The 13,942-nt window shown below is 66.9% G+C and carries 11 protein-coding genes; 8 read left to right on the forward strand and 3 right to left on the reverse strand.

Annotation, left to right across the window (positions count from 1 at the left end):
* The first annotated feature begins 46 nt into the window (after positions 1-46).
* The 4 genes from V9L20_RS08895 (at position 47) to V9L20_RS08910 (ending at position 6,886) form a co-directional block, all read left to right on the forward strand.
* Positions 47-952 (forward strand): LysR family transcriptional regulator, encoded by a 906-nt coding sequence (locus tag V9L20_RS08895; protein ID WP_258507569.1) that lies wholly within the window; start codon positions 47-49, stop codon positions 950-952.
* 91 nt (positions 953-1,043) lie between these two features.
* Complete coding sequence (locus V9L20_RS08900; RefSeq protein ID WP_337296306.1) at positions 1,044-1,853, forward strand: putative hydro-lyase; 810 nt, start codon at positions 1,044-1,046, stop codon at positions 1,851-1,853.
* Positions 1,854-1,894: 41 nt separating this feature from the next.
* A complete protein-coding gene (locus tag V9L20_RS08905; protein ID WP_337296307.1) occupies positions 1,895-3,187 on the forward strand; it encodes an MFS transporter in 1,293 nt (430 codons plus the stop codon).
* A gap of 42 nt (positions 3,188-3,229) precedes the next feature.
* The gene (locus V9L20_RS08910; RefSeq protein ID WP_337296308.1) at positions 3,230-6,886 is read left to right on the forward strand and encodes a hydantoinase B/oxoprolinase family protein; all 3,657 of its coding nucleotides are present in this window, start codon (positions 3,230-3,232) and stop codon (positions 6,884-6,886) included.
* A 348-nt stretch (positions 6,887-7,234) separates the two neighbouring features.
* Here the strand turns inward: V9L20_RS08910 and V9L20_RS08915 are convergent, their stop codons facing one another.
* A complete protein-coding gene (locus V9L20_RS08915) occupies positions 7,235-8,932 on the reverse strand; it encodes an electron transfer flavoprotein-ubiquinone oxidoreductase (RefSeq protein ID WP_337296309.1) in 1,698 nt (565 codons plus the stop codon).
* Between the two features lie 116 nt (positions 8,933-9,048).
* Between V9L20_RS08915 and V9L20_RS08920 the strand changes: the two genes are divergently transcribed.
* From V9L20_RS08920 to V9L20_RS08935, 4 genes are all read left to right on the forward strand, one after another.
* Entirely contained in the window at positions 9,049-9,831 is a 783-nt protein-coding gene (locus V9L20_RS08920; protein ID WP_337296310.1) for an SDR family oxidoreductase, read from the forward strand.
* Between the two features lie 77 nt (positions 9,832-9,908).
* Positions 9,909-10,739 carry a DMT family transporter gene (locus V9L20_RS08925; protein ID WP_443098557.1) on the forward strand — a complete coding sequence of 277 codons (831 nt, stop codon included), beginning with the start codon at positions 9,909-9,911 and terminating at the stop codon, positions 10,737-10,739.
* Entirely contained in the window at positions 10,736-11,158 is a 423-nt protein-coding gene (locus V9L20_RS08930; RefSeq protein WP_337296311.1) for an acyl-CoA thioesterase, read from the forward strand. Before V9L20_RS08925 ends, V9L20_RS08930 begins: the two co-directional genes overlap by 4 nt.
* Before the next feature lie 6 nt (positions 11,159-11,164).
* Entirely contained in the window at positions 11,165-11,866 is a 702-nt protein-coding gene (locus V9L20_RS08935) for a M949_RS01915 family surface polysaccharide biosynthesis protein (protein WP_337296312.1), read from the forward strand.
* Here V9L20_RS08935 and V9L20_RS08940 read toward each other — a convergent pair.
* The gene (locus tag V9L20_RS08940) at positions 11,863-13,215 is read right to left on the reverse strand and encodes an ATP-binding protein (protein ID WP_337296313.1); all 1,353 of its coding nucleotides are present in this window, start codon (positions 13,213-13,215) and stop codon (positions 11,863-11,865) included. The two genes, V9L20_RS08935 and V9L20_RS08940, sit on opposite strands and share 4 nt — an antisense overlap.
* Positions 13,212-13,886, reverse strand: coding sequence for a winged helix-turn-helix domain-containing protein (locus V9L20_RS08945; RefSeq protein WP_258507546.1), 675 nt, complete (start codon positions 13,884-13,886; stop codon positions 13,212-13,214). The genes V9L20_RS08940 and V9L20_RS08945 overlap by 4 nt, the downstream gene beginning before the upstream one ends.
* Positions 13,887-13,942: the final 56 nt, after the last annotated feature.

The following is a 13,942-nucleotide window of genomic DNA, read 5'->3' on the forward strand; positions in this document are numbered from 1 at the left end:
GACACTCGCCGCTCGCACAAACAAGAAACCGGACGATCGGAAAACGATGAACCTGCGATTCGTTGAAGCCTTTCACTGGGCCGTGGCGCTCAAGAGCGTGACCCGTGCGGCCGAGAAGTTGCACCTTACGCAATCGGCGCTTTCCAGCCGCATTGCGGCGCTCGAGCGCGAGCTGGGCGTGCTGCTGCTCGACCGGCGCGACAAGCAGTTCCGCCTCACGGTGGCGGGGCAGCGCTTTCACGCCTTCGCGCAGAAGCTGCTCGAGATGCAGATGCACATCAAGGCCGAGATGGGCTCGGGCGCCGTGCGAGAGGCCGTGCTGCGCGTCGGCGCCATCGAATCGGTGGTGCACAGCTGGCTCACCGGCTGGCTCAAGCACATGCAGGCGACGCATCCCGACTTCGAGCTGGAGCTCACCGTGGAAACCACGCCGGTGCTGGTCGACCAGCTGCAGCGCGGCAAGCAGGATCTGGTGTTTGCCGCACTGCCCGCCGCCGGCGACGGCGTGCGCACCCGCGCCGTGCCGCCGATGCCTATGTGCTTCGTCGGCCACCGCGAGCTGCACCTGAAGCGGCGCTACCGCCTGCCCGACCTGCTGTCGCTCGACCTGCTGACCTTTCAGCGCGGATCGCAGCCGCACGTCGCGCTGCTCGAGCTGTTCCGCGATGCCGGCAGCCCGCCGCCGCGCGTGCATGCGATCTCTTCGATCTCGGCGATGGCGCAGCTGGTGGAAGCGGGCTTTGGCGTGGCCACGCTGCCGCGCGCGGTGGTCGAGCCGCTGGCGCGGCGCCTGCCGCTGCGCGTGCTGCCCTGCGACGACACGCTGGAGCCGTTGCCCATCTACGCGAGCTACCGCGACGACCCGTCCTCCCCACTGCCGGAGGCCGCACTCGGCTCCGCTGTGGTGCACGCGTCGCACCGCATGGGGTCATCGAAAAAATCGATGGGCTGAGCGAGAAAATTTGCGTTGGCGTTCGTGAGCGCGGATTCCCACAATCCGTCGCATCACACCACAGCGATGCATCGGGCATCGAGAACGCCAAATGTCGAACCGTCAATCCTTCGTAGAACAACCCGGCGCGGCGAGCAGTGCGCTGGCCGTGCGTCAGGCCTGCCGCAGCGGCTCGCTGGCCGCCCACACCAGCGGCCTCGCCAGTGCCCATGTGCAGGGCAACCTGGTCATCCTGCCCAAGGCATACGCCGCCGACTTCCTGCGCTTTTGCCAGGCCAACCCCAAGCCATGCCCGCTGCTCGGTGTGTCGGGTGACCCGGCGCTGCCCGCGCTCGGCGAGGACATCGACATTCGCACCGACCTGCCGCGCTACCGCGTGTGGCGAAACGGCGAGCTGGTGGATGAGCCCACCGACGTGCGTGCCTTGTGGGGCGACGACATGGTGAGCTTCGTGATCGGCTGCTCCTTTACCTTCGAACACGCGCTGATGGCCGAAGGCATCGTGCTGCGCCACGTGGAGCAAGGCCGCAACGTGGCGATGTACCGCACGTCGGTGGCTACCACGCCGGCAGGGGCCTTTCACGGCCCGATGGTGGTGTCGATGCGCCCGCTGCGCGCGGCCGATGCCATTCGTGCGGTGCAGATCACCTCGCGCTTTCCGGCCGTGCACGGCGCGCCGGTGCACATCGGCGATCCGGCGCTGATCGGCATCCGGTCGATTGCCGATCCCGACTACGGCGATGCGGTCGAGGTCATGCCCGACGAGCTGCCTGTGTTCTGGGCCTGCGGCGTCACGCCCCAAGCCGCGCTGGCCGCCGCCAGGCTGCCGTTCGCCATCACACATGCGCCGGGCTCGATGCTGGTGACCGACCTGCTGCACCACCGCCTGGCCGCGTTCTAGGCCACCGTTTTTTCCCCAAATCTCATACCTGGAGACAACCGATGAAGACCACCCTCGACGCCGCGCAGACGGTCGACGACGCACAAGCCGAAGGCAGCTGGCTGCGCACGCTCAATCCGAACGAAAAACGCACGCTCACCGCTTCGTTCAGCGGCTATGCGGTCGATGCGTTCGACTACTACACGCTGCCGCTCGTCACGCCCATCCTGCTGTCGCTGTGGGGCATGAGCAAGACCGAGATGGGCCTGATCGGCACGGCCACGCTGGTGGCTTCCGCCATCGGTGGCTGGGGCGCCGGCATCCTGGCCGACAAATACGGGCGGGTGCGCATCCTGCAGCTCACCATCCTGGTGTTCGCGATCTTCACCTTTGCCTGTGGCCTCGCGCAAACGCCTGAGCAGCTGCTGATTGCGCGCACGCTGCAGGGCCTGGGCTTCGGCGGCGAATGGGCCGTGGGCTCGGTGCTCATTGCCGAGATGATCCGGCCGGCCTACCGGGGCAAGGCAGTAGGGCTGGTGCAGAGCAGCTGGGCGGTAGGGTGGGGCGCGGCGGTGCTGGTGTCGATGGCGCTGTTCTCGTTCTTGCCGCCGGAATATTCGTGGCGCGTGATGTTCATGCTCGGCCTGCTGCCGGCGGTGTTGATCGTGTTCATCCGCCGTTCGATTCGCGACCCGGAGATCTATGTGCAAAGCCGCGCGGCCGTCGAACGCGGCGAGCGCAGCGGCAACTTCCTCGCGATCTTCAAGCCGGGCATGCTGCGCACCACCGTGCTCGCGAGCCTGCTTTTCACGGGCATGCAGGGCGGCTACTACGCCATTGGCGTGTGGCTGCCGACCTTCCTGAAGAACGAGCGGCATCTCACGGTGCTGGGTTCGGGCGGCTACCAGTTCATGTTCATCGTCGGCGCCTTCATCGGCTACCTGTGCGGCGCCTATCTCTCGGACCGGTTGGGCCGCCGCCGTGCCTTCATCCTGTTCGCCATCGGGGCGGGGTCGCTGGTCTATGCGTACACGCTGCTGCCCATTACCGACAGCCTGATGCTGCTGCTCGGCTTTCCGCTCGGCTTCTTCATGTCGGGCATTTTCAGCGGCGCGGGTGCCTTCCTGTCCGAGCTGTTTCCCAATGAACTGCGCGGCTCGGGGCAAGGTTTTTGCTACAACTTCGGACGCGGCATCGGCGCCACCTTTCCGGCCCTGGTGGGCGTGTTGAGCGACCGCATGCATCTTTCGCTCGGTACCTCCATCGGCATCTGTGCGGCGGTGGCCTATGCCATGGTGGTGATCGTGGCGCTGTGTCTTCCGGAGACGCGCGGACGCGACCTGCGCCAGAACTGATCCGAAGCATTTTTCTCTTTTCCCTGCGAAGCCCTTTCTCTCATGACCACGCATTCCCTTCTTCCGTCACGCTGGCAGTTCTGGATCGACCGCGGCGGCACATTCACCGACCTGGTCGGCCGCGACCCCGAGGGCGGCCTGCACACGCTCAAGCTGCTGTCCGAAAACCCCGAGCAGTACAAGGACGCCGCAGTCGAAGGCATCCGCCGCCTGCTGAAGCTGACGCCCGGCGAGACCGTGACCCCCGAGCGCGTGGAGTGCGTGAAGATGGGCACCACGGTGGCCACCAATGCACTGCTGGAGCGCAAGGGCGAGCCCACGGTGCTGGTCACCACGGCGGGATTTCGCGATGCGCTGCGCATCGCCACGCAGGCGCGGCCGCGCCTGTTCGACCGCCGCATCGTGCTGCCGGAGCTCCTGTACGAGCGAGTGATCGAGGCTGGCGAGCGCATGGATGCGCAAGGCGCCGTCGTGCAATCGCTCGACGAGGATGCGCTGCGCTCGGCGCTGCAAGAGGCCTTCGATGCTGGGCTGCGGGCCTGCGCCATCGTCTTCATGCATGGCTGGCGCCACACCGCACACGAACTCGCGGCCGAGCGCATTGCCAGGGCGATCGGCTTCACGCAGGTGTCGGTGTCGCACAAGACCAGCCCGCTCATGAAGCTGGTGCCGCGCGGCGATACCACGGTGGTCGATGCCTACCTGAGCCCGATTCTCCGGCGCTACGTGGAGCAGGTGTCGCGCCAAATGCCGGGCGTGCCGCTGTTCTTCATGCAGAGCTCGGGCGGGCTTACGCAGGCCGATCGCTTCCAGGGCAAGGACGCCATCCTTTCGGGCCCCGCGGGTGGCATCGTCGGCATGGTGCGCACCGCGCTCGATGCGGGCCATGCGCGCGTGATCGGCTTCGACATGGGCGGCACCTCCACCGACGTGTCGCACTATGCCGGCGAGTTCGAGCGTTTGTTCGAAACCCAGGTGGCCGGCGTGCGCATGCGCGCGCCGATGATGAGCATCCACACGGTGGCTGCAGGCGGCGGCTCGGTCATCGCCTTCGACGGCGCGCGGCTGCGCGTGGGGCCGGAATCGGCCGGCGCCAACCCGGGGCCGGCCAGCTACAGGCGCGGCGGGCCGCTCACCACCACCGACGCGAACGTGCTGCTCGGCAAGATCCAGCCCACGCACTTTCCGCATGTGTTCGGTCCGAATGCCGACGAGCCGCTCGATCTTGCAGCGGCACGGCGTGGGTTCGACGCCATGGCGCGCCGCATGTCGGAAGCCACCGGCCGTGCCGTGAATGCCGAAGAAGTGGCGAGCGGCGCATTGCGCATCGCCGTCGCCAGCATGGCCAATGCCATCAAGCGCATTTCGGTGGCGCGCGGCTACGACGTCACGCAGTACACGCTGCAGTGCTTCGGCGGAGCGGGTGGCCAGCACGCCTGCCTGGTGGCCGACGCGCTGGGCATGCGCAGCGTCTACCTGCATCCGCTGGCAGGCGTGCTCTCGGCGTTCGGCATGGGGCTGGCCGACCAACTGGCCATGCGCGAACTGGCGCTGGAGCGCAGGCTCGACGCACAAGGGCTGACTGCGGCGCGCGATGCGGCAGGCACTCTGGCGGCGCAGGCAAAAGGAGAACTGCGCGAGCAGGGCGTGGCGGATGCGGCCATCGCCGCGGTGCACCGCGTGCAGCTGCGCTACGAAGGCACCGACACCGCACTGGCCTGCGCGCTGCCCATGAAGGAGTCGGCCGAAGAAGCCATCGCCGCGATGCGTGAGGAGTTCGAGGCCGGCTATCGACGCCGCTTCGCCTTCCTGATGGCGGAACGCGCACTCGTGATCGAGGCCGTGACGGTCGAAGCCGTAGGTGCCGGCGAGCGCCGCGCACCGCCGGCCGCCCCGGCCGATGCAGCGTCATACGCCCCCGAGCCGCTGGCAGCCGTCCGCATGTACTGCGAGGCCGACGAAGAGGCCGCCGGCTGGCGCAACGCCGCGCTGTTCGACGAGGCAGCCCTCCGCCCCGGCGCGTCCATCGACGGCCCCGCCATCCTCGCGGGGCGCAACGCCACCACGGTGATCGAATCCGGCTGGCAGGCGCGCGCCACCCCGGCCGGCATCGAGCTGCACCGCGTGCGCCCGCGCGTGGCCACGCAAGCCATGGGCACCAGCGCCGATCCGGTGATGCTCGAGGTGTTCAACAACCTTTTCATGAACATCGCCGAGCAGATGGGCCTGCGGCTGCAGAACACGGCCTACTCGGTCAACATCAAGGAGCGGCTCGACTTTTCTTGCGCGCTGTTCGACGTGCAGGGCAACCTCATCGCCAATGCGCCGCACATGCCGGTGCACCTGGGCTCGATGAGCGAATCGATCAAGACCGTGATCGACGGCAACCCCGGCATGAAGCCCGGCGACGTCTTCGTGCTGAACGACCCGTACCACGGCGGCACGCACCTGCCCGACATCACGGTGGTCACGCCCGTGTATCTGGCGGCAGCCGATGCGCGGCCCTCGTTCTACGTCGCCTCGCGCGGCCACCACGCCGACGTGGGCGGCATCACGCCCGGCTCGATGCCGCCGTTCTCCAGGAGCATCGAAGACGAAGGCGTGCTGATCGACAACTTCAAGCTGGTAGAGGGCGGCCGCCTGCGCGAAGCCGAGCTTCGCGCGCTGCTGGGAAGCGGGCCTCATCCGTCGCGCAACATCGAGCAGAACCTCGCCGACCTGCGCGCGCAGATCGCCGCCAACGAGAAGGGCGTTCAGGAGCTGCAGGCCATGGTGGCGCAATTCGGCCGAGAAACCGTGGCCGCCTACATGGGCCATGTGCAGGACAACGCCGAGGAGTCGGTGCGCCGTGTCATCACGGCGCTGAAGAACGGCGAGTTCACGCTGCCGCTGGACAACGGTGCGAAGATTTGCGTGCGCGTCACGGTCGATGCGATCAAGCGCTCGGCCACCGTCGACTTCACCGGCACCAGCGCGCAACTGCCCAACAACTTCAACGCCCCGCGCGCCATCACCATGGCGGCCGTGCTCTACGTGTTCCGCACGCTGGTCGACGACGACATTCCGCTCAATGCGGGCTGCCTCAAGCCCATCGAAGTGATCGTGCCGAGCGGGTGCATGCTCAACCCGCTGCCGCCGGCCGCGGTGGTGGCGGGCAATGTCGAAACCTCGAGCTGCGTAACCAACGCGCTCTACGGTGCGCTCGGCGTCATGGCGGCAAGCCAGTGCACCATGAACAACTTCACTTTCGGCGACGGCGAGCACCAGTACTACGAAACCATTTCGGGCGGCTCTGGCGCCGGCCCCGGCTTCGACGGCACGAGCGTGGTGCAGACCCACATGACCAACTCGCGGCTTACCGACCCGGAGGTGCTCGAATTCCGCTACCCGGTGCGGCTCGACAGCTACCGCCTGCGCGCCGGTTCAGGCGGGGCAGGGCGCTGGCGCGGCGGCGACGGCGGCGTGCGGCGCGTGCGCTTCCTGGCGCCCATGACGGCATCGATTCTCAGCAATGGCCGGCTCTACGGAGCGTTCGGCGGGTCGGGTGGCGAAGCCGGCGCGGCGGGTGTCAACCGCGTGGAGCGGGTCGACGGCACGGTCGAGACGCTGGACCACATCGGGCAGGTGCAGATGGCACCGGGGGACGTGTTCGTGATCGAGACGCCTGGCGGGGGCGGTTGGGGCGAAGGCGGCCGTTGAATTGCGTGCTGTCTCGGTGGGCGCGATCCCGCCGACGGGGTACCTTGCTCCGCGAATGTCCCCCGGCCTGCGGCCTCCTCCTTTATTTCGCTGCGCAAGGCACCCCATCGACGGGATCGTTATTCGCGCCGGTCGTTGATCGAGCGGAACAAGCGCAGCGCCCGGTGTGCACAGGGCATCGGGTGCTCCCCGCAGCGAAATAAAGGAGGAGGGGCACAGCCCCGGGGGACATTCGCGGAGGGGAGTACCCGGTGGCCTTTGCACGCGCCCTGAACAAGAGCCCTAAACAAGACAGCCCAGAACCAGAGCGCCCTGAACAAGGGCGCCAAGAACAACAACCCGGAGGAGTTACATCCCCACGTAGTTAGGCCCGCCGCCCCCCTCAGGCGTAACCCACACGATGTTCTGCGTCGGGTCCTTGATGTCGCAGGTCTTGCAGTGCACGCAGTTCTGCGCGTTGATCTGCAGGCGCTGCTTGCCGTCATCGGTGCCCACGAACTCGTACACACCCGCCGGGCAATAGCGGCTTTCAGGACCCGCGAACTTCGAGAGGTTGATGTTCACCGGAACCGACGCATCCTTGAGCGTCAGGTGGGCCGGCTGCTGCTCCTCGTGGTTGGTGTTGCTGATGAACACGCTCGACAGCCGGTCGAACGTGAGCTTGCCGTCCGGCTTCGGGTAGACGATGGGCTTGCACTCCGCCGCCGGCTTGAGATACATGTGGTCGGGCTTGTTGCGGTGCAGGGTCCACGGAATGTTGCCCTTCAGCAGCCACTGTTCGACGCCGTTCATGAGCGTGGCAATGCCCAGCCCCTTCTTGAACCAGGCCTTGAAGTTGCGTGCCTTCTTCAGCTCCGTGTAGAGCCAGCTCTTCTCGAACGCGGCCGGGTAGGCCGTGAGCTCGTCGTGCTGCCGGCCGGCCTGCACTGCGTCGAAAGCGGCTTCGGCCGCCAGCATGCCCGTTTTGATGGCAGCGTGGCTGCCCTTGATGCGGCTCACGTTCAGGTAGCCCGCCTCGCAGCCGACCAGCGCACCGCCCGGGAACACCGTCTTGGGCAGCGACATCAGGCCGCCGGCCGTGATGGCGCGCGCGCCGTAGCCGATGCGCTTGGCCGGCTTGATGCCCTTGGCCTCGTCGCCTTCAAGGTACCAGCGAATGTTGGGGTGCAGCTTCCAGCGCTGCATTTCCTCGAACGGGCTCAGGTAGGGGTTGCTGTAGTCCAGGCCCGTGATGAAGCCCATGGAAATCTTGTTGTCTTCCATGTGATAGAGGAACGCGCCGCCATACGTGTCGCTCTTCATCGGCCAGCCGGCGGTGTGCAGCACAAAGCCCGGCTGGTGGCGCTTGGGGTCGATCTCCCACACTTCCTTTACGCCCAGGCCATAGGTCTGCGGATCGCGGCCTTCGTCGAGCTTGAACCTGGCGATCAGCTGGCGGCCCAGGTGGCCGCGCGCGCCTTCGGCAAACACCGTGTACTTGCCCAGCAGCTCCATGCCCAGCTGGAAGTTTTCGGTCGGCTCGCCGTCCTTGCCTACGCCCATGTTGCCGGTGGCCACGCCGCGCACCGAGCCGTTCTCGTTGTAGAGCACCTCGGCCGCCGGAAAGCCCGGAAAAATTTCGACACCCAGGTTTTCGGCCTGCTGCGCCAGCCACTTGGTGAAGGCACCCAGGCTGATGATGTAGTTGCCGTGGTTCTGGAAGCAGGCCGGCAGAAAGGCGTTGGGGGTGCGCAGGCCCGATTTTTCGCCCAGGAACACCATCGCGTCGTCGGTGACGGGCTGGTTCAGCGGAGCACCTTGCTCCTTCCAGTCGGGCAGCAGCTCGTTCAGCGCGCGCGGGTCCATGATGGCGCCCGAGAGAATGTGCGCGCCGGGCTCGGAGCCCTTTTCGAGCACCACCACCGAGATTTCCTTTTCGTGCTGCGCGGCCAGCTGCTTGAGCCGGATGGCGGTAGAGAGGCCGGCCGGGCCGCCGCCGACGACCACCACGTCATATTCCATGGATTCGCGGGGGCCGAACTGGGCGAGGATTTCGTCGTGGGTCATGTGGGTCTCGTCGATAATGATTTGAGGCTCGGACGCTTCGAGGGCGCGAAACATTTTATGTGGAGTGCAGGGCGTCACCTCGGCGACTCGGCAACGACTCAACAGGACCGCTTTTCATGGCTTACAGCATCGATCTTTCGGGCCGCGTGGCCTTCGTCACCGGCGCTTCCAGCGGGCTGGGTGCGCAGTTCGCGAAAACGCTGGCGCGCGCCGGTGCCGCCGTGGTGCTCGCGAGCCGCCGGGTCGAAAAGCTCAAGGAACTGCGCGCCCGCATCGAAGGCGAGGGCGGCGACGCACACGTGGTCGAGCTCGACGTGACCGAAATCGGCAGCATCAAGGCCGCCGTGGCGCGCGCCGAAACCGAAGTGGGCCCCATCGACATCCTGGTCAACAACTCGGGCGTGAGCACCACCCAGCGCCTGCAGGACGTGACGCCCGACGACTACGACTACATCTTCGACACCAACGTGAAGGGCTCCTTCTTCGTGGCACAGGAAGTAGGCAAGCGCATGCTGGCGCGCGCCAAGGGCTCGGCGCCGGGCACCTACATCGGCGGGCGCATCATCAACATCGCCTCGGTGGCGGCGCTCAAGGTCATGCCGCAGATCGGCGCCTACTGCATGAGCAAGGCCGCAGTGGTGCAGATGACCAAGGCCATGGCGCTTGAGTGGGGCCGCTTCGGCATCAACGTGAACGCACTGTGCCCCGGCTACATCACCACAGAGCTCAACGAAGACCATTGGGCCTCCGAAGGCGGCGCCAAGCTCGTGAGCATGCTGCCGCGCAAGCGCGTGGGCAAGCCCGAAGACCTGGGCGGCCTCATCGTGCTGCTGGCCAGCGGGCAGAGCCATTTCGTGAACGGCGCGGTGATTGCCGCCGACGACGGGTTCGCGCTCTGACGCCGCGCGCCTGGGTTGGCATAGCCGCCGGGCTGGGGGCAGGGGCGCTCTGGGGCCTGGTGTTCGTGGCGCCGCGCATGGTCGGGCACTTCGGCATGATCGACATCACGGCCGCGCGCTTCGCGGTGTTCGGCGCCATCTCGGGCCTGGCGGTGTTCACGCGGCCCGCGTCGCTGCGCTGGCCGAACAGGCGCCAGGCGATGGCGGCGCTGGGCCTCAGCGTGCTGGGCTTCAGCGGCTACTACCTGCTGCTGGCCTTCGGCATTGCGGCGGCGGGCACCGAGGTGCCCAGCCTCATCATCGGCACCATCCCGGTCTGGATGATGCTGCTCGGCCGGCCCGCGGGGCTGCGCATGCGGGCGCTGCTGCCCGGCCTGGTGCTCACGGGCGCGGGCATTGCGCTCATGGTCTACGGCGCCTGGTCGGCGCAGCACGGCACGGCCGGCAACGGCGTTCGCTTCGGCTGGGGCATTGCATTGGCGCTCTGCGCCATGGCAAGCTGGACGGTGTATGGCTTGCTCAACGCCGCCTGGCTGCAGCGCCATACCGAGCTCAACGCGACCGACTGGGCCAACTGGCTCGGCATTGCGACCGGCGTGGGCGCCTTGCTGCTGTGGGTGGTGGCCGGCAGCGACGTGGCCACGCTTCGCGCGCAGCCCCAAGGCATGCTCTTCGTCTGGCTCGCATTGGCGGGCGGGTTCGGCTCTTCATGGCTCGCTACCATTTTGTGGAACATCGCGAGCCAGCGCCTGTCGGCCAGCCTGTGCGGCCAGCTGATCGTGAGCGAGACGCTGTTCGCGCTGCTCTATTCCTTTCTATGGGACGGGCGCTGGCCGCAGGCTACCGAGCTGGCGGCCGCGCTCTTGTTCGTTCTTGGCATCCTCGCATCCATCAAGGCCCACCGATGAGAATCGAAATTCCCGAAAAGAAGAAGCTCGTGTACGAAATGTCGATCCCGATCCGCTGGGGCGACATGGATGCCATGGGGCACCTGAACAACGGCACCTACTTTCGCTACCTGGAAACCGCGCGCATCGACTGGATACATTCGCTCGGCATCCAGCCCATCCCCGGCGGCGAAGGCATGGTGATCGTCAATGCCTTCTGCAATTTCTACCGCCAGATCGAATATCCCGGCAGTGTGCTCATCAAGATGTACGTGAGCGACCCGGCGCGAACCACCTTCGAGAGCTGGGCCACCATGGCCCGCGCTGAGGCGCCCGACGTGATCTGCGCCGCAGGCGGTGCGACCACGATCTGGGTCGACTTTCCCAAGCAGAAAGCGCTGCCCTTGCCCGACTGGCTGCGCGCGGTGGTGAGTGAGTAGGGCGCGATGAAGCGAAAGATGCCGGCGCTTGCCGCCTTTGCTGCATTCGCGCTGTTCACCGCCGCGAGCCATGCCCAGACAAAGGCCGAGAAGCACGCATGCCCGGCCAACGCGCCATTCCTCAACGCCGATGCGGTGAAGAAAGCCGGCGTCGAGCTCCCGGTGTTCAAGCGCTACTGCTACACCGACAAGTCCGGCAGCTACGCGCTGGTGCTTTCCGAGAAGCAGGACTTGCCGTTCGCCGACGAGACACTGTCCTCCGTCATCCAGGCCACGCTTTTCAAGGTGGGAAGCGACAACGTGCTGACGCGCGAATGGTCGATTCGCGACTTTGCCGGCAGAGAGGATGCCGGCGTTAACTTCAGGTCGAAGCTCTTCGAGTTCGCCGATCTCGATGTGGACGGGCTGATCGAGCCCATCCTGGTCTACCGCTTCTTCGCCCCGGACGACAAGGACGGTTTCGACAGCGACCACTTTTCGGGCGGTATCAAGATCATCGCGTTCCACCAGGGCCGGAAGGTGGTGGTGCACGCCATCACCGGTATCCTGGACGGCGAGCGCAGCACAAGGGCCAACGCGGACTTCTTTGCTCTGCCCAAGCCCGTGCGCCAGCACCTGGTCAGGAAGATGGTTGCCATGTACAGCGCCGGTCAGTTCGGCTTCGACAACTCCGACGGCTTCATGCCGAAGAAGGCGCGAGCCCGCTAGGCCGGCTGCAGGACGATGCGGGCCTCGAAGCCGCTGGCGGCGCCCGCCGGCGGTGATGCCAGTTCGAGCGTTGCGTTGTGCTTCTCGACAATGGTGCCGACGATCGACAGGCCCAACCCGTAGCCCGCCCGGTCCGAGCTGTGGCGCACATGGCGCTGCTGCAAAGAGGCGAGCTGCGCCGCGCTCGCGCCGGCTCCGAAGTCGCGCACCGCGAGCGTGCAGGGCGCCATCACCTCCACCACCACGCGCGCGCACTCGCTGTAGCGCAATGCGTTTTCCACCAAGTTGCGCAGCGCGATCGCGAGCGCGTCGACGTCGCCCACTGCCACCGGGGCGGCACTGTCGGGCAGCTTGAGGCCCAACCGCTCGTTGACCTGCGGATCGTTCCAGAACTCCTGCACCACGGTGCCGGCAAGCTGGACCAGGTCGACCCGCGACCGCGCGAGCGACGCGCCCGACTCGGCCCGCGACAGCTGCAGCAGCTTTTCGGTACGGTGGCTGAGCATTTGCAGCGCATCGAGCGCGGCCTGCACATCGTTGCGCTGAAGATCGTGCTCGAGCGCCGTTTGCAGGCGCAGCCGAGCCGCGGCCAGCGGCGTTCGCAGCTCGTGCGCGGCGTTGGCGGCCAGGGCGCGTTCGACATCGAGCGAATGCGACAGCCGCTCCAGCAGGCTGTTGACGTGGTCGCCCACGGAGCGCAGTTCGCGCGGCAGTCCGGGCAGGGCAATGGGCCGCAGGTCGGAGCCGCTGCGCTTCTCGATCTCGCCCGCAAGCTGCTGCAGCACCCGCAGTTCGGTGCGCGCCACGTTGCGCAACACCAGCGCCAGGAGCGGCAGCACGGCACCAAGCGGAATGATCAGGCCGAAGAGCGTGCGGTTCAGCGCCGATCGCCGCTCATCCAGCGGATCGGCGACCTGGAAATAGAGGGCCCGCGTGGGGTGCCGCACGGTATAAATGCGCCAGGTCTGGTTGTTGGCAAAGCCCGAGGCCAGCGGAACGTCGAAGGCATTGGTGGGCGCCTCGGCCGAGCGCAGCAGCACCTGCTCGTGGATGTCGACCACCTGGTATTTCACGGCGTCCGCCGAAAACAGCTGCTTGGGCGCGATCAGCGGCGTTTCCGCGGGGGTGCCCGTCTGCTGCAGCTTGTCGAGCTCCTGCACCGCCATGTCGAACATGCGGTGCGACACCTCGACCAGTTCGTTGTCGAAGTTGTGGTTGATCTCGCGGTCCACATACCAGACCACGGCCAGCACGCACAGCAGCCACACGCCGCCGACCCAGACGATCAGGGTGCGCGTCAGCCGGCCGGCCAGCGTGTCGCGGCCGCTGTTCGGAAATGGAGCGCTCATTCGTCGTCGCCCGCCGATGTCGACAGGCGATAGCCGAGGCCGCGCAGTGTCTGGATGTGGCTCTTGCCCAGCTTGCGCCGCAGGCGGCTGATGAACACCTCGAGCGTGTTGCTGTCGGCCTCGTCGCCGAAGCCGTAGAGCGCGTCGGCCAGGTTTTCGCGGGTGTGGATGCGCTCGGGCCGGGTGGCCATCACGCGCAGCAGGGCCCATTCTTTCTGGGTCAGGACGACCGGATTCCCGTCCTTGCGGACCCGGTCTTGCGCCAGATCGATCTCCAGCGTGCCGAGATGCAGCACCGGCGAGCTGCCCGCGTTGCGCCGCCGTTCCACTGCGCGCAGCCGCGCCAGCAGCTCGGCTGGGTCATAGGGCTTGATGAGGTAGTCGTCCGCGCCGGCATCGAGCCCGCGGATGCGGTCGGTCACCTGGTCGCGCGCGGTCAGCACGATGACGATGGGCGGCTCGCGCAGCGCGCGCACCTGCGGCAGCAGCGAAAGGCCGTCGCCGTCGCCCAGGTGCAGGTCGAGCAGCACGGCGGCGTATTGCACCGAAAGCAGGGCGCCGCGCGCTTGGGCAAGGCCGGGCGCCACGTCGACGACGAACGCCTTCGCGAGCAGATAGCTGCAGACGGCGTCTGCCAACGCACTGTCATCTTCGACAAGCAATATCCGCACGCGAGGGGGTCTTTCGAGAAAAAACGAAGTCTAGCGCCGCCCGAGGTGCCGCCGCA

The organism is Variovorax sp. CCNWLW225, from assembly GCF_037204045.1.
Lineage (GTDB): Bacteria > Pseudomonadota > Gammaproteobacteria > Burkholderiales > Burkholderiaceae_C > Variovorax.